Raw genomic sequence first — 24,115 nt, 5'->3', positions numbered from 1 at the left:
ACCGCTCTCGTGCGCGGCACAGGCATGGAAGGAGATCGGCGTGGTTGCCACCCAGCGGGCGTCTATCGCGTTGCCCGCATCGACAGACGATTCTGCCTCCGCCTTTACCACCGCCGGCGGACGGATGGCGGCGCTGATGGCATCAACCGACTGGGCCCGCACGGGTGTTGGCCCGCGGACATCCTGGCCGCACAGCCTGTCGACCATCCTGCGGATGATGGTCACCTCCCGCTACGCGATGTGGATGGGCTGGGGCAAGGACCTGACGTTCTTCTACAACGACGCCTACATGCCCACCCTGGGCGTCAAGCACCCTTGGGCGCTCGGCCAGCCGGCCAGCACGGTATGGGCGGAAATCTGGTCCGATATCGGTCCGCGCGCGGCATCTGTCATGGGCACCGGCGAGGCGACCTGGGACGAGGGGCTGCTTCTTATACTTGAGCGGAGCGGCTACCCCGAGGAGACCTATCACACCTTTTCCTACAGCCCGCTGCCCGCCGACGACGGCTCCGTCGGCGGCATGCTGTGCGTGGTGACGGAAGAGACCGAGCGCGTGCTCGGTCAGCGTCGCCTCGCCACGCTGCGTGATCTCGGCAGCCATCTCGCGGCCGTTCATACCGAAGCGGATGTCCGCCAGGCGATCGCCGAGGCGCTGGCCCGCGACAACCGCGATCTGCCATTCAGCATCGTCTACCTCCGGGATACGGAAACCGGCCGGCTCCGCCGCATATGCGACACGGGCAATGTCGATGCTCGTCTTGCGCCGCGGGACATGGACAGCGCCGACGATCTGCCCTGGCGGGCGGCGGAGGTCCTGACCGGACGGCAACAGCGCCTGATCCACGACGTCACGGCCGAACCGGACCTGCCTATGGGTGCCTGGGACAAGCCGCCGCGCCGGGTGATCATCGTGCCGCTGCTGCGTCAAGGGCAATCGGCGCCAGCAGGGGTTTTCATCGCCGGCCTGAACCCCTATCGCCCCTTCGGCGATGCCTATTCTGATTTCATCGATCTGGTCGCCGCGCAGATCTCCGGCGGACTCGCCGCCGCCGGTGCGTATGAGGCCGAGCGGCGGCGCGCGGAAGCGCTGGCCGAGCTCGACCGGGCGAAGACGGCGTTCTTCTCTAATGTCAGTCACGAGTTCCGCACCCCGCTGACCCTGATGCTGGGACCGCTGGAGGAGGAAATCGTCTCCCACGGCAGCGATGCGGCCGGGCGAGCCGCTGCGGACCGGCTGGCGATGGTTCATCGCAATGGTCTGCGCCTGCTGCGCCTGGTCAACACGCTGCTGGATTTCTCCCGCATTGAAGCGGGACGGGTCGAGGCGAACTTCCAGCCGACCGATCTCGCGGACTATACCGCGGAACTGGCAAGCAACTTCCGCTCCGCCTGCCAACGCGCCGGCTTGCGGCTCGATGTGCGATGTCCGCCGCTCGCGCACCCGGTCTATGTTGACACCGACATGTGGGAACGGATTGTCCTGAACCTGGTGTCCAACGCCTTTAAGTACACCCTTTCGGGCGGCATCACCGTCGCACTGGCGCCCAGCGACGATCACGCAGCGGTGGTTTTCACTGTTCAAGACACCGGCGTCGGCATCCCAGCGGCGGAATTGCCGCATATCTTCGACCGGTTCCATCGCATCGAGGGACAACGCGGCCGCACGCTGGAGGGCACCGGCATTGGCCTTGCCCTGGTCGACGAACTGGTACGGCAGCATGGCGCCACGATCCATGTGGCCAGCCAGATCGACGTGGGCACCACGGTCTCGGTGCGGCTGCCGTTCGGGCGGAGCCACCTGCCGGACGCTCGCGTGTCGGAAACATGCGCCCGCAACGACCCGCGGTCCGTCGCCGCCGCCTTCGTGGAAGAAGCGCTGCGCTGGCTCCCCGAGGAACCGCAGGCGCCGGCGGATGATCCGATGCCGCGGACGTCCGGCAGCCTGTGCTCGCAGCGCGTCGGGACCCTGTCGGCGGGACAGGCGCGGCGCCGCATCCTGCTGGCCGACGACAATGCCGACATGCGCGACTACGTCATGCGGCTGCTGCGGCCGGACTACGACATCGTCACGGCGCCCGACGGGCAGGACGCGCTCCGCTTGGCTTATGCGGTCCGGCCCGACCTGATCCTGTCGGATGTCATGATGCCCGGTCTGGACGGCTTTGGCCTGCTCGCCGCGGTCCGTGCCGATGCCGCGCTGCGCGATCTGCCGGTTATACTGATCTCCGCCCGCGCCGGCGAGGCATCCCGGCTGGATGGGCTCGACGCCGGTGCCGACGATTACCTGGTCAAGCCGTTCTCGGCCCGGGAACTGCTGGCGCGGGTGCGTTCGAACCTGGCTCTCGCCATGCTGCGGCAGGAAGCGCGCAATGCGCTGCGACAGGCCAACGAGATGCTGGAACAGCGCGTTGCCGCCGAGATCGCCAAACGCGCCACGGCCGAGGAAGCCGCTCGGCAGTCACAGAAGATGGAGGCGATCGGCCACCTGACCGGCGGTGTCGCGCACGACTTCAACAACCTGCTGACCATTATCTGCGGCGGGGTGGAGACCTTGCAGCGCATGCTGGTGGCGGTGCCGCTGGGTGCCGAGGAAGCCCGCATCAACCGGGCCGTGGCAATGATCGCGCGCGGTGCCGAACGAGCCGCCGCCTTGACCCACAGGCTGCTGGCGTTCGCGCGCCGCCAGACCTTGGACCCAAGGCCGCTGGATGCCAACAAGCTGGTCGCCGGCACGTCAGAACTGCTGCGCCGGACGCTGGGCGAGTCAATCAAGCTGGAAACCGTGCTGGCCGGCGGATTGTGGCTGACCACCGTCGATCATAATCAGCTTGAGAACGCGCTGCTGAACCTCGCGGTCAACGCCCGCGACGCCATGCCCGACGGCGGCCGGCTCACGGTGGAAACGGCGAACACCTACCTGGACGATGCCTATGTCGCCACGCATGAAGACGTCAGCCCCGGCCAATATGTGATGATCGCGGTCAGCGACACCGGCATCGGCATCGGCCGAGCCACGCTGGACCGGGTGTTCGAGCCGTTCTTCACCACCAAGGATGTCGGGCACGGCACCGGCCTTGGCCTCAGTCAGGTGTACGGCTTCATCAAGCAGTCGCAAGGCCATGTGAAGCTTTACAGCGAGCCAGGGCAGGGCACCGTGGTGAAACTTTATCTGCCGCGGCTGCTGGGCGAGCAGGCCAACCGCGAGATCGTGCAGACGCAGGCGGCGATTCCACCCGGCCGGGGCGAGCTGGTTCTGGTGGTCGAGGACGAGGCATCGGTGCGCGAGCATTCCTCGGATTCATTGCGCGACCTGGGTTACCGCGTCCTCACCGCCGGCGATGGGCTGGCCGCCTTGCGGGTGCTGAAACTGGAATCGGCGATCCGGCTGCTGTTCACCGATGTCGGCCTGCCGGGCGGGATGACCGGGGGACAACTCGCGGCGGCGGCGCGGGTGCTGCGGCCTGACCTGAGAGTGCTGTACACGACAGGCTATGCCCGCAACGCCGTCTTGCGGGGTGGTGGGCTTGATCCCGGCACGCAGCTTCTGCCGAAGCCGTTCAGTTATGCCGCCCTGGCGACGAAGATCCGGGCTGTGCTGGACACCTGAACGAATATCCTGCTCCCAAGGTTCGTCGCATGATGCGACGGACGGACGCGATCAGCAGGCCACTGGAAACAAAGAGCGAGTGGCGCTAATCCGAGGTTCGCCGACTATGGCGAACTTCAGGTTCGGCACACTGGCCGGCCGTCGAGCCTTGGGTTGCCTGAAACGATGGTTTCAGTTGACCGCCGCCGGACCGCTTGACGGATTTCATTTGATGACGACATGCGGTTTCAACGGCATCGGGCACCAGAAATAGCAATTCCTTGCGGCGGCCGGAGACTTGAATTTGTTTTAATTCCATCGTTGCTGACAACATTTTCCCTTGCTGGCCGCACGACCGTCTGAGCAGGATCAGCAGTGACCGCGAGCGTCGGCAAAACAAGATCAACAGGCTTATCGGCAATGGCTTCATGGAAGGGACATCAAGATGTCGGTCGGGGCGGTACTGAAGACCAAGGACGGCGCGCACATCATTTCCGTCGAGCCGTCGACGACGGTGCTGGAGATCGCTGAAATCATTTCCACCCGCCGGATTGGCGCGGTGCTGGTGCTGGACGACAATGGCGGCGTAGCCGGCATAGTCAGTGAGCGCGATGTCGTGAAGTCTCTGGCCGCGCACAAGGCAAAGGTGCTGGAGATGCGGGCGGACGACCTGATGACCCGCAACGTGACCACGACGACATCGCAGACCACCGTGGCGGAGGCCATGGAGATCATGGACCACGGCTATTTTCGCCACCTTCCCGTTGTCAATGACGGCAAGCTGGAGGGCATCATCAGCATTCGTGATCTGGTGAAGTTCCGTATCATGCTGCATGAACAGGACGCCGACAACATGAAGGCGTACATTGCCCGCACGGTCTGATTGGCCGCGGCGCGATTGCGTCCACCCTGTTTGGCCTGCTCGCCGTTCTCCATTCAGGCAGCCTCGGCAACGACGTTGTAGCGTGGATGGCAGACCGAAAACCCGTGCCAAGCCGTCCAAGCACCTGATCATTCAAGACGGTGACGATGCGGACTACGATCCGATCGCACTAGAGCATGATCGTTTTAGGTTGACCCGTAGCCGGAGTTGACGAGGTAATTGGCGCATTCTTCGACGGTATACTCGTCGAGGAGCTTGGCGATCGCTTCGATCACTGCGTCGATGGTGCGGGCGTTGGCCTTGCGCAGCAGGGTTTTGAGTTTGGCGAACACCTGCTCGATCGGGTTGAGGTCGGGACTATAGGGTGGCAGGAAAATCAGCTTTGCACCCGCTGTCCGGATTGCCTTGCGGATGACAGGGCCCTTGTGACTGCTCAGATTATCCATGATCACAACGTCGCCCGGTCGTAACGTCGGCACCAGGAACTGCTCGACATAGGCGCGAAAACTGATCGCGTTCATCGGCTGATCGAGCAGGCATGGCGCATGAATGCCGTCGCATCGCAGGGCGGCAACGAAGGTTTGCGTCTGGCGATGACCATGCGGCACCTTGGCGAGCAGACGCTGGCCGACCGGGCACCGCCCCCGGATCGGGGTCATGTTCGTCTTCGTCCAGGTTTCGTCTACAAAAACAAGCCGTCTGGGATCAACTTTATCCTGCCGCTTTTGCCATTGCAGGCGCCGACGGGCAACATTGGGACGATCCTGCTCGCTGGCGTGCAGGCTTTTTTTTAAAGCTGAGACCAGCGCGGTCAACGATGTTCCAGACAGCAAAATAGCTCACCGTGATGCCACGGTCTTGCAACTCAGCGAGCAGTGCGCGCAACGGCAGATCCGGCTGTTGCGCAATCCGTTCGATAATCCTGTCGCGTTCGTTGGCCAGTGCGAAGGGCCGATGACCACCCAGCCCCTGCGCCGCCACGCTGCCCTTCTGTCGATCCAGCCGCGACCACCGCTGCACAGACGACTCACTGACCTGGAAGAGGGTCGCCGTCTCAAGCCGGCTCCTGCCTGAGCGGAATGCCGCGACAGCGCGTTCTCGCAAATCCAACGTGTAAGGAGCACCCATCCATGCTGGCCTCCGACCCAGCCCACAGCTTGGATCAGATTTTAGGCCGCGCCGGAACCCCTACTCACGCAGGAGTCAACTTAAAACGATCATGCTCTAACCCCAATCGCGCTTTGAGAAATCCATGTGGATCATCTCACCCCAGTATGCCCAGGCCAATGCCGCCGAGCGCACCGATGGCAACCACCAGCAGCGGCGGCACCCGCCAGACGACCAGCAGCACGAATCCTAGCACGGCGAGCGCGAAATCGGCCGGCCGCAGCACGGCGCTCGTCCAGACAGGATTGTACAGCGCCGCCCCAAGCAGTCCGACGACGGCTGCATTGACACCCCGCATGGCAGCTTGCGCCTGCGGACGGGCGCGCAGCGCATCCCAGAACGGCAGGGTGCCCATCAGCAACAGGATGCCCGGCAGGAAGATCGCGAAAAGCGCGATGATCCCCCCAACCACCCCGCCCAGGGGGCCAGAGATGACCGCCCCCAGATAGGCCGCGAAGGTGAACAGCGGACCCGGCACGGCCTGCGCCGCGCCATAGCCCGCCAGGAAGCTGTTTTCCGACACCCAGCCCGGTGTCACGACCGCATCGCGCAGCAGCGGCAGGACCACATGGCCGCCGCCGAACACCAACGCGCCGGAGCGATAGAAGGCGTCGAACACGGCAATTCCCATCCCGGCCCCGCGCAGCAGCGGGGCTACCAGCAGCAGCACCGCGAACAGCACCAGGCAGCCGATTCCCACGCCGCGGGAAACCGGCATAACAAGCGGCTCAGGCACCACGCCGGCACCCACCGCGGCCGCTGGCCGGCACAGGAACAGGCCGGCCACCCCGCCCAAGGCAATCGCGGCAATCTGGCCAATGGAGGTCGGCGCAAACAGAACCAGGATCAGGGCAACCGTGGCGATCGAGGCACGCTTTCGATCTGGGCAGAGTGAGCGCGCCATGCCCCATATGGCCTGCGCCACGATCGCGACCGCGACCAGCTTCAGCCCATGCAGGACCCCAGCCCCGGACGCCGTGGCCGCAAGCCCGCCCGCCCCATAGGCGAACAGCAGCAGGAGCACGGCGGAGGGCAGCGTGAAGCCGGTCCAGGCGGCCAGGCCGCCGAGATAGCCGCCGCGCAGAAGCCCGATGGCGAATCCGGTCTGGCTGGATGCCGGGCCAGGCAGGAACTGACACAATCCGACCAGGTCGGCGAAGGCTGCTTCGTCCAGCCAGCGGCGCCGCTCGACGAATTCAGCGCGAAAGTAGCCGAGATGCGCGATGGGGCCGCCGAAACAGGTGACGCCCAGTCTTGCGAACGCCGCAAGAACCTCCAGCGGTGAACCAGCGCGGCGCCGATCACCTTCCGACTGCGTCAAGGCCGCCATATCTCCGTTTCCTTCCTAACTCCCTTGCCAATCGAGGTCCGCCTCGAACCGCTCGCGCGCTTTGACCTTGGCCGGCTTCAAGGCCTTACGCTCCGTGGGTGTCGCGTGATGACCCGCCACGTTCTTCCGCCACTCCGCGCCTTATAGACGGTCGGAAGTCCTGGCGTTCGAATTGATGAAATAACGGACAAGGCGTGCCCAGGCCTGACCCGGTAGCCATGTCGTTCCCAACGCCTCGATCATCTCCATCCCGTGGACCGGCCCCCTGTGCGCTAACATAGAGGTCGGCGCGTGTCGATCAGACCTGACGTCATGATGGGCGAAGGCCTGCGAGTGACGATCAGAAGCGCTGCGCGATGCCCCCGAGGATGGCGCGCCGAAGACCGAATTGCGGTGCCCCGACGCCAACGCCCGTGCCATCCCTGATCTCGTACTTCTGGTCGAGCAGATTGATCACATCGAGCCTAAGCTGCGTGCCGTGCAGATAGCCAACATTCAGCGTCTGCACCGCGGAAAGATTGATCGTGTAGTAGCTCGGCAGCTCGCGCCCGTTCGGCACGGTCGGGGTGCTGGCGCGGAGTCCGCTGCCGACAAGCAGATCGGCGGAAAGCCGAGCGGGGCTGCGTGTTTCCTTGAACAGGGTATAAGCGGCGCCCACCGACCCGGTCCAGCGTTGGTCATGATCAAGATAGATGTAGTGGTGACTAATATACGCCAGATCATCCGCGGTGAAGTTGAACTGGGAAGATGTGATGTCTCTGCCGATCGCGCGCGAAAAGGCGACATTTCCGTACAACGACCAAGGCCCGCGATCATAGCTTGTCGTGCCTTCGACGCCCCATACCTGGCCCTTCGCGTAATTGAAGGCGGTCTCTATGATCGGCGCTCCGAACTGGCCCTCATCGATCAGGTTCTTCGCTTGCTTGTAGTAGGCATCCACGCCGGCCGTCAGGCCAGGCAGCAGAATCTGGGTGACGCCCGCATCGAAATAGTGGTCCCGCTCGGCCTTGACAGTAGTGTTCTGGTTCGTCGCCGGCGCGGCCGTGGTGTTGTTGAACAGGCTGAGCGTCGAGCCGGAGACCAGTTCGAAAGGCGGTGGTGTGAAGTAGCGGGAATAGCCGGCATGAGCCGTCGTCGTGTCGGTCGCTTTCCAGACGACGTTGATGCGGGGGCTGATCTGGTTCTCCTGGGTGAACTCGTCCACACCATCGAACCGCGCGCCGTAATTCAACGTGACGCGCGGCAACACACGCCATTCGTCCTGGACATAGACCCCATAGAGACCACCGGTCTTTCCGAGGCTGCCATAAACCGTGGATGGCACGTCGGAGACCGGTGCGCCGCTATCGTCGGTCAATAGGACCTGCGATTCGGTGGCGGCCACTGTCCGTTCACCGCTACCCTGAAAACCAGCTCGCACCGTGTGACTGTCGTTGACGCGCCAACTTGCATCGGTCTGCGCGCCGGTTGACCAGACCGACCGAGCCGCCGTCTGTGATATTCCGTTGTACAGCAGGTCACCCAGCGGATCAGGCGTGAAATACAGGCTCGTGTAACGCGAGAACGCCGAAATCTGGATATCGACAGTATCAATATGTTTTTGCAATGATAAAATGCCGAAATCGGTGATCTCGCGCTGATGTTCCGTCAGGCTGGCGCTGTTGAAATCGCTGATGCCATTGACCGTGAGCCCCAGCGTGGGAGTCTGGTTGGGATTGTTCGGGATCTGGAACACATCGTTGGAGACGCCGGCGATGAAGCTGATCCGGGTGGTTGGATCGACGATACCCGATACATGCAGAAGACCGTGATACTGGTTACTAAGGTCATGGATCGCGTTGAAGCTGCTGGTCGGATTCTCGATGCCGATCCGCGTGTGCAGAAAGTCGCCGGTTATGAAATAGTCGATCGCGCCAGACCGTCCACCATACGAAAAGCTCGGCTGGAACAGATCGCGCATGCCGCCGTAGATCGAGATTTCGCCGCCGGGATCGGTGGTGCCGGATTTCGTCGTGATGTCCACGACCCCTGCCTGCAGGAAGCCGTACTGCGCCGGCAGCGAGCCAGTGATCAACGAGATCGAATGCGCGAAGCGGGTCTCTAGGGCCTGTCCGAAGACCGACAATCCCTCCGGAAGCTGCACGCCATCAAGCCGGTACTGCACCTCGTTGTGGTCGCCTCTGACGTGGATCTGGCCAAAGCTGTCCTGCGCCACACCCGGCGCCTGCAGCAGGACCTGGTTGAGCGGTGCGTTATCGCCCTGCGGAGTCGTTTCGATTCCTTGTCGGCTGAAATCGAAACGGGTGGCGCCAAGATTGGGCTCGATCTGGCTGCGTGCCTCGTCCAGCCGTTTGGCCACGACATCAAGGTCGGGCAGACTCATATTACCGTTGGTCCCGAGATTGATATCCGGCGCCAGGGGCGGCGACACGACATCCGCCGTGAGTGCCGGCGTCGCCGAGACGATGCCAAAGGCACTGCTCAGCAGCAGGGCATGACGCATTTTCATCCGAATGTGTCTCCAGCATTGTCAGCGAATCGCGACAGCCAATATGATACATTGTGTCAATTCAGGCAACGCTGTAATGTGAGCTTTCCGACCCGGCACGCCTTGCGACAAGGTGGAGTCAAGAGCAGCAACAAGCGCTGGACAGGCATTCTGGCCGTTGGCGCAACTGGAGGTTTTCATGTCGAGATTGGCTGCGATTGTCGTTGTGGCTGGAAGCCTGACTTTCTCGCCTGCCTTGTCGCAGGCAGCGCAGCCGCCGATGTCCATCGTGGCCGCCGAAAACTTCTACGGCGATGTCGCCCAGCAGATCGGCGGCCCGAACGTGAAGGTGACGAGCATTCTCAACAACCCCGATCAGGACCCGCATCTTTTCGAGGCAAGTCCCTCCGTCGCGCGGGACATTTCGGCCGCCCGCATCGTCGTCTACAGCGGTATCGACTACGATCCCTGGATGGAAAAGCTACTGGAGGCTGCCCGCTCGCACGACCGTCGCACAATTGTTGTCGCACCGCTGGCGGCTCGCAAGCCGGGTGACAATCCGCACGTCTGGTACGATACGCAGACCATGTTGGCCTACGCGGCCGTGCTGACCGACGCCTTGGTCGCCGAGGATCCCGCCGGTGCGGCCGGCTTCCGGGCGCGTCTGCAACAGTTCCAGGACTCCATTCAGCCAATCCAGGCGAAGATCGCCCTGTTGCGCGACCGCCTGGCCGGCACGCCGGCCACCGCGACGGAACCGATCTTTGGCTACATGCTTGATGCAATCGGCATGCATAGCCGGAACCAGTCCTTCCAGCTTTCAGTCATGAACAACACCGAGCCGAGCGCCTCCGACATCGCGGCGTTCGAGAACGACCTTAAAACCCATAAGGTCCGGCTGCTTATCTACAACAGTCAGGCAACGGACCCGACCGCGGACCGGATGAGAGGGATCGCCAAGACAGCAAACGTTCCGCTCGTTGCCGCGACTGAAACAGAGCCGGCGGGCATGAAGAACTACCAGGCCTGGATGAGCAGCGAACTTGATGCGGTCGATAAGGCGCTGCCGAACGCGAGCCCATGAACGCCATCGAATTTCGCGACGTTCGCCTGACGCTCGGCGGGCGCGTCATCCTGGACGGCGTCAGCCTGGACATCGCCGCCTGCGAGTTCGTCGGTGTTCTGGGGCCAAATGGCGCCGGCAAGACAACGCTGATGCGCGCCATTCTCGGACTGGTGCCGCCAAGCCGCGGCAGCATCCGCGTCCTTGGCCGTCTGGCGGCGCGGGGCAATGCCACAGTCGGCTACATGCCGCAGCTTCGTACCGCGGTCGCCAGCATGCGACTGAGCGGCTGGGACTTCGTCGCCGGTGTGGTCGCCGGCCATCGGCTGGGCCTGCCGATCCTTGGCAAGGCGGCCCGGGCCGAGGTCGACCAGGCGCTCGATCTGGTCGGCGCGCGCGAACTGGGACGTCGCCCGCTCATCGAGATATCCGGTGGCGAGCGGCAGCGGCTGCTGCTCGCCCAGGCGCTGATCGGCCGGCCCCGGCTGCTGCTGCTGGACGAGCCGTTGATCAGCCTCGACCCGCACCACCAGCGCGGCGTGGTGGAACTGGCCAGGTCGCTCCAGGCTGAACTGAAGATCGCGGTGCTGTTCAGCGCCCATGAGCTGAACCCGTTGCTGGGCGCGCTCGATCGCGTGCTTTATCTCGGCCGGGGTCAAGCGGCGCTTGGCACGGTCGATGCGGTCATCACCGGCCCCGTGCTGTCGCGCCTGTACGGGTCCGAGATCGACGTCGTGCGCCTCAAGGACCGGATCTTTGTCATGTCCGGCAGCCACGACCTGGAACACGACGCACACCGGCACCAGAATGACATGCCAGCAGCGGCCGGCCGGCGGAAAAAGGAGACGGATCGTGCTTGACTACGATTTCATGCGCGATGCCTTTGCCGCGGCAACCGTGGTCGCGATCGTCTCGGGCGCGGTTGGCTATTTCCTGGTGTTGCGCGGCCAGACCTTCGCCGGCCATGCCCTGGCCCATGTCGGCTTTACCGGCGCCACCGGCGCGGTCCTTTTCGGTATCGCGCCCATCTGGGGCCTGGTGCTGCTGACTGTTGCCGGCGGGATCGGCATGGGACTGCTGGGTGACCGGCTGGCGCAGCGGGACGTGGCAATCGGTATCGTGCTCGCGCTGTCGCTCGGCTTCGGCCTGCTGTTCCTGCACTTCTATACCGCCTTCGCGGCGCAGGCGACGGCGCTGCTGTTCGGCAACGTCCTGGCCGTTGATGTCAATACCGTCTGGACGCTGCTCGCCCTCGGCGTCGTCAGCCTTACGGCGCTCGCCGTCATTTCCCGGCCGCTGCTGTTCGCCAGCCTGCAACCGGAGCTGGCCGAGGCCAAAGGCGTCTCGCTGCGGACCTATTCCGTGCTGTTCCTGGCGATCGTGGCGCTGGCGACCGCCGAATGCGCGCAGATCGTCGGCGTGCTTCTGGTTTTCACCCTGATGGTCTGTCCCGCGGCGGCGGCCCAGCGGCTGACCAGCGGAGTGGGCAAGGGCGTCCTGCTCTCGGCGGCGCTGGCGCTGGTCGAAGCCTGGCTCGGCATTACGCTTGCTTTCTACACGGACTGGCCGAGCAGCTTCTGGATTACCGCCTTGAGCGCTGGGGTCTATCTGCTCACCGTCCTGCCGCGGCTCGCGTTGACAAAGCCTGTGTCACTGTCGGCCCGTGAAGACATGGATCTACCGGCACCCATTGTCGCTTCCCAGAAGCGTTAATACGCGCGTCGGGACGGACGCGAGAAAAAGCGCTTTTTTGTCGATTAGTCAGTGTAGCGGAATACGCAAAACCGTCCGCTCATAGAAACCCGCTCAACTAGTCGTACTGCCGCAATAGACGACACTAGAGCAGTTTCCGATCAAGTTGCACCAATTCGTCATGGCCGGACGACCGAGCGCGCGAGGGAGGGTCGTCCCGGCCCTCCACCCCCAGCCGTTGGTGCGAAGATGGCCGCGATAAGCCCGGCCATGACGGATTCAAAACGGAGCAACTTGGAGCCGCTGCAACAAGTGCCTTGACCGCGGCAACAACCAAATTAGGCTCCAAACGAGCTGTGCCCTGTTGCGGCGAGATGGACTTTTTAAAACCCAGGACAGCAAAAGGATGACAGCCATTGGGTGTGCAAAGGCAGATGCGGCTTGGGCTGAATATCGTGGCGAACGGCGCGCACGCCGCCGGTTGGCGTATGCCGCAAGCGCGCGCCGACGCGCTCGACATCCGGCTATGGAAGCAGATGGCACAGGCGGCGGAGCGCGCGAAGATCCACTTCATGTTCTGGGCCGACGGCATCGCGGTGCGCCACTCGGCACAGACTGAGGACGAACTCAGCTACAACGCGCGCATCGACGTGTTCGAGCCGCTGACGCTGATCGGTGCCCTGGCGGCGGTGACCGACCGAATGGGCTTCGTCGCCAGTGCCTCCACCACCTACAACGAGCCGTACCATATCGCCCGTAAATTCGCCTCGCTGGACCACATCAGCACGGGCCGCGTCGGCTGGAACGTGGTCACGTCCTGGAGTGAGCAGGAAGCCTATAATTTCGGCCGCGATGCCCATATGCAGCACGATCTGCGCTACCGTCGCGCGGAGGAATTCGTCGACGTCGTCTTTGGACTTTGGGATAGCTGGGAAGACGACGCCTTCATCCGCGACAAGGCCAGCGGCCGCTACTTCAATCCCGACAAGCTGCACACGCTGAACCACAAGGGCGACATCTTCTCGGTCAAGGGGCCGTTGAACGTGGCGCGGCCGCTGCAAGGTTATCCGGTCATCGCACAGGCTGGCTCGTCCGGTCCAGGCCAGGACCTCGGCTCCCGTATTGCCGACCTGATCTACACGGCGCAGAAAACCAAGGCGGATGCCGTGGCCTTCTACGCCAGCGTGAAGGCGCACGGGCAGAACGCAGGTCGTGCGCCGGGTTCAATGCTGGTGATGCCCGGCATCCTGCCCATCCTGGGGCGCACGCATCAGGAAGCGCAGGACCGTTTCGAACAGTTGCAGGACCTGGTTCACGTCCGCCTGGGCCTGCCGATGCTTGCTGCCTCATTCGGCGATCTGTCCGCCCTGCCGCTCGACGGGCCGCTGCCGCCGCCTATTGCTGGCCACAACGAGGTGAAAAGCGCGCATGACGTGCTGGCGCGCCTCGCGCGGCAGCCGGGAATGACGATCCGCGCCCTGTACAAGATCATGGCCGGCGCATCCGGCCACAACGTCGTGGTCGGCACCCCCGCCGCGGTCGCTGACCTGATGGAGGACTGGTTCACCGCCCATGCCTGCGACGGGTTCAACATCATGCCGCCTTTCCTGCCGGAACCGGCGCACGAGGCGTTCGACTGGCTGGTGCCCGAACTGCAAAGGCGCGGCTTGTTCCAGACCGAATACCAAGGCGATGGCACCTTGCGCGGCAGCCTGGGACTGGCGCGCCCCGCCCATGATTCATATCGGCGCAAGCCCGCTTCCGCCGAGGTATCAGCATGAAAAGCCGGCTTCCAAGGACCGCCTGTTGCGTGCTGCTGATGGCGCTTGCGGGCGCGCCGCTCGGCTTTGCGCAAGCCCCCGACGCGGCGGTGCCAGCCGAGGCGGCGCAGCCCAATCTGGTCAAGCTCCTGCCGCAGGCCACGGCGGCTTCCAAGACGCTGACCGTCGCCGTCGCACTCGGCTCGCCGCCCGATGATTTCCGCAACCAGAACGGCGAAACCACCGGCTGGGAGATCGACATCCTGCACGGCGTGGCGCAGAGCCTGGGGCTGCAACTCGAACTTCGCCCGGCCACCTTCGACACGCTGATTCCGGGCCTGCAAGCCAAGCGCTTCGATGCCGCGGTGGGCCAGATGGGCATTACCACGGTGCGCGAGAAAGTCGTCGACATGGTCGGAACCCTGCTCGCCAACGAGCAGTTCGCCGCGCTTGCATCCTCCGACATCAAGGTCAACAGCCTGGAGGATATTTGCGGCGTGACGGTGGGCACCACGCGCGGCTCCCGCGAGTACGAATTCGCCCAGTCGTACAATCCGAAATGCGAGGCCGCCGGCAAGAAGCCGATCAACGTGCTTGCGTTCAACGATGGCAACGGCGCGGCCGAGGCGCTGATAAGCCGGCGGGTCGAACTTTTCTGGCTCGGCTCCACCGCCGTCAGCTATTTCGTCAACCAGTCGCACGGCAGGACCAAGGTCGTCGGCAGCTATACCGACACCAGCTATCTCGGCGTCGCGCTGCCCAAGGAGTCCGACCTGGCCAAGCCGTTGCAGGCCGCCATCCAGCACCTGATCGACGACGGCACCTACCAGACGATCGTGCGCAAATGGGGGCTGGAGAAAGGCGCCATCAAGACCGCGCCGCTTAACCCGACCGGCACGCCGAGCTGACCGCGATAGATGCGCCATCCGCGGCGGCGAACCAGGCGATCCAACCGGGGCGGGTCGTGCCGCTGCGCCACCCATGGACCTGGGTCGCCAGCGCGGTCGTCGGCGTGATCGCTGTCCTGGTTCTGCTCAGCGTCGCCACCAACCCCGCCTTCGAGTGGCCGGTCGTCGCGCGATACATGTTCGACCGCCAGATTCTGCTCGGCCTGTCGCGCACGCTGGAGCTGACGATCGCCGCGATGGTCATGGGCCTGGGCCTAGGAACCGTGCTGGCGGTGATGCGGCTGTCGAGCAACCTGCTGCTGTCCACCGTCAGTTGGGCCTATATCTGGTTCTTCCGCAGCGTGCCGGTGCTGGTACAGCTTATTTTCTGGTACAATTTCGGCGCGCTGTACTCCAGGATAACGTTGCGTATCCCGTTCGGCCCGACGTTGTACTCGGTCAGCACGAACACGCTGATCACACCGCTGTTCGCTGCTCTGGCTGGGCTGGGACTGGCGCAGGCCGCGTACACCGCGGAAGTCATCCGCGGCGGCATCGTATCGGTGCCGCGTGGGCAGACGAAGGCCGCATTGGCACTGGGAATGCGGCCAGCAACGATCTTTCTGCGCATCGTTTTTCCGCAGGCCATGAAGGTCATCATCCCGCCCGTCGGTAACGAGGTGATCTCGATGGTCAAGAACACCTCCCTTGTCAGTGTCATTGCGCTGGCGGAGTTGCTATACACGGCGCAGCTTATCTACGCACGCACATACGAGACGATACCTCTGCTGATCGTTGCATCGCTGTGGTATCTTGCGATCGTTTCGATCTTGTCGGTTGGCCAGCACTTCCTTGAACGCCGCTACCGGCAACGCTCATGACGGACATCATGGTCAGGATCCGCGGCCTGTCTAAGCGCTACGGCAATCGCGAAATCCTGCGTGGCATTGATCTGGACGTGCCGGCTGGCAGCGTGATGTGCATTATCGGCCCATCCGGATCGGGCAAGAGCACACTGCTGTCCTGCATCAATTATCTGGAACGCATCGATGGCGGTCGGCTTTGGGTCGGTGGCGAACTCGTCGGTTACCGTGAGCACAAGGGCAGGCTGCACGAACTGCCGGAGCGGCAGATAGCGCAAATGCGCGCCAAGGTTGGGATGGTGTTCCAGCAGTTCAATCTGTTCCCGCATATGACCGCGCTGCAGAACATCATGGAGGCGCCGATCCGCGTGAAGCGGATCCGCCCTGACCCAGCCAGGCGCCGCGCCATGGAGTTGCTGGATCGGGTCGGCCTAGCGGGCAAGCAGGCCAATTTCCCGATACAACTTTCAGGTGGCGAACAGCAGCGCGTGGCGATCGCCCGCGCTCTTGCGATGGATCCGCAACTGATGCTGTTCGACGAGCCAACCTCCGCACTCGACCCTGAATTGGTCGGCGAGGTTCTGGCGGTGATGCAGGATCTCGCGCGGTCTGGCATGACGATGGTGGTGGTGACGCACGAGCTCGCCTTCGCACGGGAAGTCGGGGACGCATTGACCTTCATGGACGCCGGGCGCGTCGTCGAATGTGGTCATCCGCGCACCGTGCTGAACGCGCCAAAGGAACGACGTACCCAGGAATTCCTGGCACGGGTGCTTTAGCCGGCCAGTTAACCTGCACACTGCGGTTATAGCGGCCGCACAGTCCATACCACCCGCTGGTTTTAGACGCTTTCTGTCCATAACATGGTCTTGGAGCAAAATCCGATCGTGCTGCATAGCCGGAGTTGCAGGGTAGTTGCGGCATTCCTGCTCGGTGAACTCGTCGCTGCCAGTTTATTAACGTTCGTGAACCGAATTAGCGTGTCGCTTGAGGTTGAGAGGGCGGTGCGACCGGGCCGATGGTGGGCGCTCCAGGCGGTGACGTTTGAGGCGTGGGAGGATTCATAGGCGCCCTAGGACGGTACACAACTCTCCTGGCTGGAGATCCGGTCCAATCCACTACATACTCCTTGTTCATGACATCCTTAAATTTCAACTCAATTTGTGGACTGTAATTAAAAAAAGCTACCTGTTCCACACCTGGAAATTTCAGGCTTAAATTTCCTTTAATTAACCCGCCTACCGGAATTGCGTTAAATCCCTCATTTATTAGAGGCTTTTGATAGGCGTAATTGGCTAAGTTTGCGTCAGAAAATTGCCAGTATGAAGGAAGGCCTTCGAGAACTGCTTGGTGCTTATCCCCGTTAAAATTGGCCGTAACTGTCCAAGATACAATTGCACTTGGCATGGTGCCTGAATTCCTTATTGTTACGGCTAGAATAATCTCAGAACTTATAGGGTCAACTTGGGTTGCCGGCATAAACATTTGTTCGACTGTGCCACTCAACTCTGGCAGGGGCCGGTCGAATTTTTCATTCGCAACGAGAATCACAAATATCGCGACAAAAAGACCTAGAACGCTCCACCCAAATTGCTTACCACCCTTGAAAAGACCAACTGCCTTTTGACCAACTACGGTTAAGGCCACAGCGGAGATCATTGCTTCGATCCCCTTGACGAGTAGCGCCCATCCGACGTTCTGCACTGCCCAAGAAAATATACTGCTGGGGTCCATGAGCGGCCTTGTTGCTTGATGCTATCAGCAACTCGTAGCTGCCCACGAAAGCAGTCGCTAAGATACCCACAAAAAAGTGTAAACCTTCCAAGGAATACACACTTGTTCCACCATCGCGTGGGACGCATCCAAAGTCATTATTGCTTATGGTCAGATGCTTCATATCCACTTTCTCCACTTTTAGATGGAATCGGCATAGCGGCATTGGGTAAACCATTGATTTGCTTGGTGGCGGCTGCTACTTAATAGCGATGATTTCGCGTATCATGGCGCGTTATGGGCGGGCAAGTTGTCCATCACGACGATGTCGCCGGGGAACAAAGTCGAGGGATGGTGTCATTGCCCGCGAACGTGCACCTGACCGTCAACGCCAGGAGAAACGCCGGGCGCCTGCAGGAGGGTGGAACCGATGGACCGGTTCTCACCGCCAGGCTGTGATTGAAGGCGCGACTGGTCAAAGGAATAGGCCGTAGCACCCAAAGGCGCGAAGATCCGCGCACGGTTTTCGTCCATCTTCCTGGCAATGGCGGCATACTTCGATGTGCCAGATGGCGAAACCGCATCAGCATGGGCCGGCTGCATAACCAGCCCACCGCTCATGATCGTCAGAAAAGCCATGAGATGGTGCAAAAAGCATCTGTGCTTCATGACAAAAGAGATCGGTCGGGCGGCTCTGTGGGGCAAGTCGTGTTCATCCGCGCCCAGGGCAATGCCATCGCTCATTCCGCGGCCTTTTCAAAAGCCTGAAGCCCGCTCAGGACCGTTTCACGCGAGATATCCCGCACGATGAAAACCAGGCGCGACCGGCGATCTCCGCCGGCTGGCCAGGCTGGCAACAGCAGCGGCTCATGAAACACGTGCTGGACACCGTGCACGACCAACGGCCGGTCCTGACCCCGCAGGTTCAGGATACCCTTGATCCGCAGCACGTCCTGCCCGCGCGTGCGGACCAGCATGTCCAGGAACATGCCCATTCCATCCCATCGCAATGGCGTCTCGAACGTCAGGCAGAAGGCGTGGATTCGGGCATCGTGGCGATTGGGATCATGGGCGTGATGTTGATGGTTCGCGGCGTGCGCTTCTTCCCCCAGCCAACGTGCCACGTCCGGAATTTTGCTGTCTGGCTTGAACGGCCCGACGTTCAATACGACGCCGGGGTCGATCACGCCATTCCGCACCCGCCGCGGTGGCGCGCCGGGATTCAATGTCCGCAACCGCTCCTCCAACGCAATAAGGACCTCCGGAGCAGCAATGTCCGCCTTAGATATGACAAGTCGATCGGCGATCGCCGCCTGCTTGACCGCCTCCGGCTGCCGATCGAGCGTCGCCATGCCGTTCGCGGCGTCAACCACGGTAACGACGCCGTCGAGCCAGAATGTGCCGAGCACCAGCCGGTCGCTCATCAGTGTGTGCAGAATGGGCGCGGGGTCGGCAAGGCCCGTCGTCTCCACCACGACACGGCGCACCTTGTGGCCCGCATCGATGCGGTCGCGCAGACGCCGCAGCGCCTCGATCAGGTCGCCACGCACGGTGCAGCACAGGCACCCCGCGTTGAGCAGGACCACATCGTCGTCCAGCCGCTCCACCAGCAGGTGGTCGATCCCGACCTCGCCGAACTCGTTGACCAGCACGGCACATTCCGCCAGCTCCGGCTGCTTCAGCAGGTGATTGAGCAGCGTCGTCTTCCCGGCGCCCAGAAAGCCGGTCAGGACGGTGACCGGTACCGTGTCGTCGTGGATGGCAACGCGCTCGCGCGAGACGATCATCGCGGACCTCGGGAATGAGCCAATGATATTTTGTATCAACCTTTATATCAGACTCGCTCACGGCGACAAGACCTGATACAAAGTATCAATACGTGCCCCCTTCGGCGCGTCCCCGTCAGGAGGCTGCCATGTCAGTAACCACATCGCCCGCCGTTTCGCAGATTCCGGTAACGGTGCTCACCGGTTATCTCGGGGCCGGCAAGACCACTCTGCTGAACCGCATTCTCTCGGAAAGCCACGGCAAGAAGTATGCTGTCGTGATCAACGAATTCGGGGAACTGGGCGTGGACAACGACCTCGTTATCGATGCCGATGAGGAGGTATTCGAGATGAACAACGGCTGCATCTGCTGCACCGTCCGCGGCGACCTGATCCGCATCGTCAACCAGCTTGTGAAGCGCAAGGGCCAGCTCGACGGCATCATCATCGAGACAACGGGCCTCGCCGACCCGTCCCCTGTCGCCCAGACCTTCTTCGTGGATGAGCAGGTCAAGACCCGGTCACGGCTGGACGCGATCGTCACCGTGGTGGACGCCAAGCACCTGCTGGCCCGCCTGGCCGACAGCCACGAAGCGGAAGAGCAGGTCGCGTTCGCCGACGTGATCGTGCTGAACAAGACAGACCTGGTGACGCCCGAGGAACTGGCGGTGGTCGAGGCCCGTATACGCTCGATCAACCACGCGGCACGGATCATGCCCACGCAACGGGCCGAGGTGCCGATCGCCGACCTGCTGGACCGCGGCTCCTTCGATCTCGGCCGCATTCTGGAGATGGAGCCGGACTTCCTGACCGGAGAGGACGACCACGCGCACGATGACGCCGTCACCTCGGTCAGCCTGACCTCGGACGCGCCGCTCGACATGCAGCGCTTCCACCAGTGGATCGGCGATGTGCTGGCCGAGAAGGGCCAGGACCTGCTGCGCACCAAGGGCATCCTGCAGTTCAAGGATGACAATGAGCGGTTCGCCTTCCAGGCGGTGCACATGATCGCCGATGGCGACTACATCGGTCCCTGGAAGGCGGGCGACCCGCGGCAAAGCCGGATCGTGTTCATCGGGCGCGAGCTCAACCGTCCCGAGCTGCGGCGCGGTTTCGAGGCGTGCGCGACAGCTTAGCGCACATCGGGCTCGTCCCGGCCAGCCACGGTTCGCGAACCTGGGCGCCGCAAAGGCATGGAGGCGGGTCCGTACCCGTCATGACGCGGAGGCGTAAGGCCGCCCGCGGCGATCTGTTGACGCAGATGCCGACAAGCCCCGCCATGCCAGGTTCAAGGTGGAGCGAGCTGATCGGAAACAGCTCCAGCGAAAGCTGACTGATCATCGGCGCCGGCGTATATGAGGGACGTGAAGCGGTGCCGCACACGACCGGATCGCGGCAACTCGCGACAGACCGCCGATCGGGTTGCGGCCGCGAACGGGAAAGGCACGTCATGACCATTACGCCAGACAATGCCGGCACGCTGGATGAACTGGAGGTGATTTGCCGACAGCGCGGCGGACGGATGACACGCCAGCGCCGCGCCGTGCTGGGCAAGCTGCTGCAGACCAAACGGCCGCTCTCCGCCTATGAACTGCGCGACATGCTGCAGCCGGAGGATGCGTCCGTCACCCCCGCCAGCGTCTACCGGTGTCTCGATTTCCTGGTCGAACACGGCCTGGTGCATCGGCTGGAGACAACCCGGTCCTTCATCGCCTGCGACCATCCGGACCACCCCCATGCCGTCCAGTTCCTGATCTGCCGGCAGTGCGGCACCGTCGTCGAGGCCGAGGACAAGCGCATCGCGGCAGCGGCGGAGCGCCTCGGCCATCGGCTCGGCTTCGCGCTCGACCAGCGAACGGTCGAGCTGACGGGCATCTGCGCCACCTGCAAGACCGAGGACACCGCCGCGACCCCGTGCGTCTGACGGTCGGGATGGTGCGGCGGTTCACCTGGGCCTGGCAGGGCCGGCCGGTCGAAGCGGTGTATGAGGTCGTCGGGACCGGCGCGCCGGTGCTGCTGCTGCCGGCGTTCAGCACGGTATCGAGCCGGGAGGAGATGCGGCCGCTCGCGTTGCATCTGGCGGCGGCGGGGTTCGCCTGCACGCTGGTGGACTGGCCCGGCTTCGGCTCATCGACCCGCGGCCGCCTCGGCTACGGGCCGGCGCTCTATGAGGGTTTCCTGGCTGATTTCTGCACGGCCGTGACCCCGGCTGGAACCGCGGTGATCGCCGCCGGGCACGCCAGCGGCTACGCGCTCGCCCTCGGCCAGCGACGTCCAGGTCTGTGGCGACGGATCGTGCTGCTGGCACCGACCTGGCGCGGCCCGCTGCCAACCGCCATGGGGCCGCGCCCGCGTGCCTATGCCATAATGAGAACGCTGGTTCGCGCGCCCGTCATCGGCCAAGCGCTTTATCGACTGAATATACATCCTCGGGTGATCGGGATGATGTATCGCCGGCACGTCTATGCGGACGCTGATCAGGTGACACCGGCCTTCATCGCCACGAAGCGAGGCTTCGCCCGTGGTCCCGGTGCCCGCTTCGCCTCAGTCGCCTTCGTCACCGGCGCGCTCGACCCATCGCCGGACCGGCAGGGCTTTCAAGCCTTGCTGGGGCCGCCACCGGCGACAACGCTTATCCTGTGCGGAACCGCGACGCCGCCAAAGTCGAAGGCCGAAATGGCCGCGATCGCCCAGAGCTCGAGCGTGACGGTGCAGTGGGTGCCGGGATCGCTTGGGCTTCATGAGGAGTCCGTCGGGATCATCGGCCGGTTGATCGCCACCTTTCTGGCGGATCAGGCGCGGGTGGAGCAGCCCGGGTCGGCCGCCCCGCGTCGCCTGATCGGTTGATCGCTCAGCCGTGGCAGGTGCAGCCGGCGTGCTCACAGCCGGCGCCGCTCTTGTGATTAATTGGTCAAGGAAGCCTTCAAGGACGTGATCTGGGCCAGTAGGGTCGGTTACCAATCGCGTGGGTGTCTTGATACAACATATCACTTCATGCGATCGATTGGAGAAATTTTGAAAGAGCCCGCATGATGGGTGCCGCCTGGTTCAACCGCCGCTCGCGCAACGGCCATCCGGCCGCCGAATGGTCATTGTCCGCACTGTGCCGCGGCCTGACGCTGTTGCCCTTTCTTCTGGTGCCCCCGGTTCTTCTGGTGCCGCTAACGGCTGTCGCACAGGATGCGTCGCCAGTTGCCCCCGTGCGGGCCGGGGCTGTCGGGTCCGCCGTGCTGCCGCGGGATCTGTCGGCCTGGGGCATGATCACCCAGGCGGACTGGGTGGTGAAGGCGGTGATCGCGGGCCTGGCGTTCGCTTCGGTGCTGACCTGGACGGTAGCGCTGGCCAAGAGCCTGGAGTTGTTCGCCGCCGGCCGCAGCACCCGAACCGGGCTTGCCGCGCTGCACGCGGCCGCCAGCCTGGAGGACGCCGAACGACAGCTCGGACCCGCCCAGGGACCTTGCGCCGACCTGGTCCATGCCGCACGGCAGGAGATCGCGGTCTCGGCCGATACGCTCAGCCGGGAAGGCGTGAAGGAGCGCGCGGCATGGCGGCTTGAACGTCTGGTCGCGGCCGCCGGGCGCACCATGGGGCGTGGCACCGGCGTGCTGGCCACCATCGGCGCGACGGCCCCTTTCGTCGGGCTGTTCGGCACCGTCTGGGGTATCATGAACAGCTTCATCGGCATCTCCCGTGCGCAGACGACCAACCTGGCCGTGGTGGCGCCCGGCATCGCCGAGGCGTTGCTCGCCACCGCGGTCGGCCTCATCGCGGCCATTCCCGCCGTCGTGATCTACAATGTCTTCGCCCGCGCCACCGCCGCCCACAGGGCAAGGCTCGCGGATGCGGTGGCGGAAACCATGCGCCTGCTGTCGCGCGACCTGGACCGTGGTCCGCCCGGCCGCCTGCGGGCCGTGGGCGAGTAACGCCATGGCCATCAAACTGGGTGACGACGACGACGATCTGCCCGAGGCGCACGAGATCAATGTCACCCCCTTTATCGACGTGATGCTCGTGCTGCTGATCATCTTCATGGTGGCGGCGCCGCTGGCGACCGTGGACGTGCGGGTGGAACTGCCCGCCTCGACCGCGCAGCCGCAGCCGCGACCGGACAAGCCGGTCTTCCTGACGATCACGGCCGACCGGGTCCTCGATCTGGGTGACGCGCCGGTGCCGCGCGACGCGCTCGGGGCGGCGCTGGATACCGCGACCGGGCAGCACCGGGACCAGCGCGTGTTCCTGCGCGCCGACAAGGGCGTGCCATACGGCGAGGTCATGACGGTGCTGAACCTGCTACGTGCGGCGGGCTACCTGAAAATCGCGCTGGTTGGCCTGGCTGCAAGTCAGACGGCGCCGTGAGCGAAGCGGCCGGCGTCCCCCGGCGCACGAACGCCATGACGGCCTTGCGCTGGGGGGCGTGCCTCGTCCTGATACTTGCCCTGCATGTCAGCCTGGCTCTGCTGCTGCTCCGCCGTAGCCTGCTTCCGGAACAGCCGTCGCTGGCGCCCGAAGCCGTCATGCTGGACCTTGCGCCCGAGCCGGCGGCATCGCCGCCAGGTCCCCCGCCGTTGCCAGCGCCTGCGCCGCTGCCAAGCCCTGCGCCGCTGCCAAGGCCTGCGCCGCTGCCGCCGCCTGCGCCGCTGCCGTCGCCCGCGGCCCCGCAACCGCCTGCCAAGCCTTCCGAACCGCCGCCGCCAGTCGAGCCGCCGCCCAAACCGACAGCCGAACCGCCGCCCCCGCCATCCTTGCCCAATCCCGCTGTGGTTTTGCCGGAGCCGCCGCCGCCGCCGCCCCGCCTGGCGCCAAGACAGGTGGTTTCGCCGCGCCCCATGGTTCGGCCGCGACCGCCCCGTCACGCCCAAGCCGCGCCGACCGAAGAAACGTCGAAACCATCGGCACCGGCTGCCGTTCCGACGCCCG

Annotated in this window: 23 protein-coding genes; 14 read left to right on the top strand and 9 right to left on the bottom strand. The window is 63.8% G+C overall.

The window, feature by feature from the left end:
• Positions 1-40 precede the first annotated feature (40 nt).
• Positions 41-3,607, top strand: coding sequence for an ATP-binding protein (locus ACQY4S_RS14145; RefSeq protein ID WP_428485830.1), 3,567 nt, complete (start codon positions 41-43; stop codon positions 3,605-3,607).
• Positions 3,608-3,692: 85 nt separating this feature from the next.
• On the opposite strand, the gene ACQY4S_RS14140 is transcribed toward ACQY4S_RS14145, so the two are convergent.
• Positions 3,693-4,016, bottom strand: coding sequence for a hypothetical protein (locus tag ACQY4S_RS14140; protein ID WP_428485829.1), 324 nt, complete (start codon positions 4,014-4,016; stop codon positions 3,693-3,695).
• Between the two features lie 15 nt (positions 4,017-4,031).
• Between ACQY4S_RS14140 and ACQY4S_RS14135 the strand changes: the two genes are divergently transcribed.
• A complete protein-coding gene (locus tag ACQY4S_RS14135) occupies positions 4,032-4,469 on the top strand; it encodes a CBS domain-containing protein (protein WP_428485828.1) in 438 nt (145 codons plus the stop codon).
• A gap of 185 nt (positions 4,470-4,654) precedes the next feature.
• Here the strand turns inward: ACQY4S_RS14135 and ACQY4S_RS14130 are convergent.
• From ACQY4S_RS14130 to ACQY4S_RS14115, 4 genes are all read right to left on the bottom strand, one after another.
• Positions 4,655-5,597 (bottom strand): IS630 family transposase gene (locus tag ACQY4S_RS14130; protein ID WP_428483280.1). Its coding sequence is split into 2 segments (ribosomal slippage): positions 4,655-5,260 and positions 5,262-5,597, totalling 942 coding nucleotides; the frame shifts between segments, so codons are not numbered across the junction.
• Between the two features lie 136 nt (positions 5,598-5,733).
• Positions 5,734-6,966 (bottom strand): chromate efflux transporter, encoded by a 1,233-nt coding sequence (gene chrA / locus ACQY4S_RS14125; protein ID WP_428485827.1) that lies wholly within the window; start codon positions 6,964-6,966, stop codon positions 5,734-5,736.
• Positions 6,967-7,306: 340 nt separating this feature from the next.
• Positions 7,307-9,469: a TonB-dependent receptor gene (locus ACQY4S_RS14120; protein ID WP_428486282.1), complete on the bottom strand. Its 2,163-nt coding sequence runs from the start codon at positions 9,467-9,469 to the stop codon at positions 7,307-7,309.
• A 27-nt stretch (positions 9,470-9,496) separates the two neighbouring features.
• Entirely contained in the window at positions 9,497-9,742 is a 246-nt protein-coding gene (locus ACQY4S_RS14115) for a hypothetical protein (RefSeq protein ID WP_428485826.1), read from the bottom strand.
• Between ACQY4S_RS14115 and ACQY4S_RS14110 the strand changes: the two genes are divergently transcribed.
• The 7 genes from ACQY4S_RS14110 to ACQY4S_RS14080 all read left to right on the top strand — a co-directional run bounded on the left by ACQY4S_RS14110 (position 9,735) and on the right by ACQY4S_RS14080 (position 16,498).
• Positions 9,735-10,538 (top strand): metal ABC transporter solute-binding protein, Zn/Mn family, encoded by an 804-nt coding sequence (locus tag ACQY4S_RS14110; RefSeq protein ID WP_428485825.1) that lies wholly within the window; start codon positions 9,735-9,737, stop codon positions 10,536-10,538. The genes ACQY4S_RS14115 and ACQY4S_RS14110 overlap by 8 nt on opposite strands.
• Entirely contained in the window at positions 10,535-11,377 is an 843-nt protein-coding gene (locus ACQY4S_RS14105; RefSeq protein WP_428485824.1) for a metal ABC transporter ATP-binding protein, read from the top strand. The genes ACQY4S_RS14110 and ACQY4S_RS14105 overlap by 4 nt, the downstream gene beginning before the upstream one ends.
• Complete coding sequence (locus ACQY4S_RS14100) at positions 11,370-12,230, top strand: metal ABC transporter permease (protein WP_428485823.1); 861 nt, start codon at positions 11,370-11,372, stop codon at positions 12,228-12,230. The genes ACQY4S_RS14105 and ACQY4S_RS14100 overlap by 8 nt, the downstream gene beginning before the upstream one ends.
• 413 nt (positions 12,231-12,643) lie before the next feature.
• Positions 12,644-13,990: an LLM class flavin-dependent oxidoreductase gene (locus tag ACQY4S_RS14095; RefSeq protein WP_428485822.1), complete on the top strand. Its 1,347-nt coding sequence runs from the start codon at positions 12,644-12,646 to the stop codon at positions 13,988-13,990.
• A 38-nt stretch (positions 13,991-14,028) separates the two neighbouring features.
• Positions 14,029-14,877, top strand: a complete 849-nt coding sequence (locus ACQY4S_RS14090; protein WP_428486281.1) for an ABC transporter substrate-binding protein — start codon at positions 14,029-14,031, stop codon at positions 14,875-14,877.
• Positions 14,878-14,933: 56 nt separating this feature from the next.
• The gene (locus ACQY4S_RS14085; protein WP_428485821.1) at positions 14,934-15,737 is read left to right on the top strand and encodes an amino acid ABC transporter permease; all 804 of its coding nucleotides are present in this window, start codon (positions 14,934-14,936) and stop codon (positions 15,735-15,737) included.
• Positions 15,734-16,498, top strand: coding sequence for an amino acid ABC transporter ATP-binding protein (locus tag ACQY4S_RS14080; RefSeq protein ID WP_428485820.1), 765 nt, complete (start codon positions 15,734-15,736; stop codon positions 16,496-16,498). The genes ACQY4S_RS14085 and ACQY4S_RS14080 overlap by 4 nt, the downstream gene beginning before the upstream one ends.
• Positions 16,499-16,694: 196 nt before the next feature.
• Here ACQY4S_RS14080 and ACQY4S_RS14075 read toward each other — a convergent pair whose 3' ends face one another.
• The 3 genes from ACQY4S_RS14075 to ACQY4S_RS14065 form a co-directional block, all read right to left on the bottom strand.
• Positions 16,695-17,378: a hypothetical protein gene (locus tag ACQY4S_RS14075; protein ID WP_428485819.1), complete on the bottom strand. Its 684-nt coding sequence runs from the start codon at positions 17,376-17,378 to the stop codon at positions 16,695-16,697.
• A 411-nt stretch (positions 17,379-17,789) separates the two neighbouring features.
• Complete coding sequence (locus ACQY4S_RS14070; protein WP_428485818.1) at positions 17,790-18,176, bottom strand: hypothetical protein; 387 nt, start codon at positions 18,174-18,176, stop codon at positions 17,790-17,792.
• On the bottom strand, positions 18,173-19,219 hold the full coding sequence (locus ACQY4S_RS14065; protein WP_428485817.1) for a CobW family GTP-binding protein: 1,047 nt from the start codon (positions 19,217-19,219) through the stop codon (positions 18,173-18,175). The genes ACQY4S_RS14070 and ACQY4S_RS14065 overlap by 4 nt, the downstream gene beginning before the upstream one ends.
• A gap of 128 nt (positions 19,220-19,347) precedes the next feature.
• On the opposite strand from ACQY4S_RS14065, the gene ACQY4S_RS14060 reads away from it, so the two are divergent.
• The 5 genes from ACQY4S_RS14060 (at position 19,348) to exbD (ending at position 23,554) form a co-directional block, all read left to right on the top strand.
• Positions 19,348-20,334, top strand: a complete 987-nt coding sequence (locus tag ACQY4S_RS14060; RefSeq protein ID WP_428485816.1) for a CobW family GTP-binding protein — start codon at positions 19,348-19,350, stop codon at positions 20,332-20,334.
• Between the two features lie 314 nt (positions 20,335-20,648).
• The gene (locus ACQY4S_RS14055) at positions 20,649-21,122 is read left to right on the top strand and encodes a Fur family transcriptional regulator (RefSeq protein ID WP_428485815.1); all 474 of its coding nucleotides are present in this window, start codon (positions 20,649-20,651) and stop codon (positions 21,120-21,122) included.
• Complete coding sequence (locus tag ACQY4S_RS14050; RefSeq protein WP_428485814.1) at positions 21,113-22,045, top strand: alpha/beta fold hydrolase; 933 nt, start codon at positions 21,113-21,115, stop codon at positions 22,043-22,045. Before ACQY4S_RS14055 ends, ACQY4S_RS14050 begins: the two co-directional genes overlap by 10 nt.
• Before the next feature lie 182 nt (positions 22,046-22,227).
• Positions 22,228-23,121: a tonB-system energizer ExbB gene (gene exbB, locus ACQY4S_RS14045; RefSeq protein WP_428485813.1), complete on the top strand. Its 894-nt coding sequence runs from the start codon at positions 22,228-22,230 to the stop codon at positions 23,119-23,121.
• Between the two features lie 4 nt (positions 23,122-23,125).
• Positions 23,126-23,554, top strand: coding sequence for a TonB system transport protein ExbD (exbD, locus tag ACQY4S_RS14040; protein ID WP_428485812.1), 429 nt, complete (start codon positions 23,126-23,128; stop codon positions 23,552-23,554).
• A 156-nt stretch (positions 23,555-23,710) separates the two neighbouring features.
• Here the strand turns inward: exbD and ACQY4S_RS14035 are convergent, their stop codons facing one another.
• A complete protein-coding gene (locus tag ACQY4S_RS14035) occupies positions 23,711-24,094 on the bottom strand; it encodes a hypothetical protein (protein ID WP_428485811.1) in 384 nt (127 codons plus the stop codon).
• Positions 24,095-24,115: the final 21 nt, after the last annotated feature.

The organism is Rhodopila sp., from assembly GCF_965276935.1.
In the GTDB taxonomy this organism is placed as follows: Bacteria; Pseudomonadota; Alphaproteobacteria; order Acetobacterales; family Acetobacteraceae; genus Rhodopila.
Note: the sequence above shows the minus strand (reverse complement) of the source record. Positions and strands in the feature narration are given on the sequence as shown.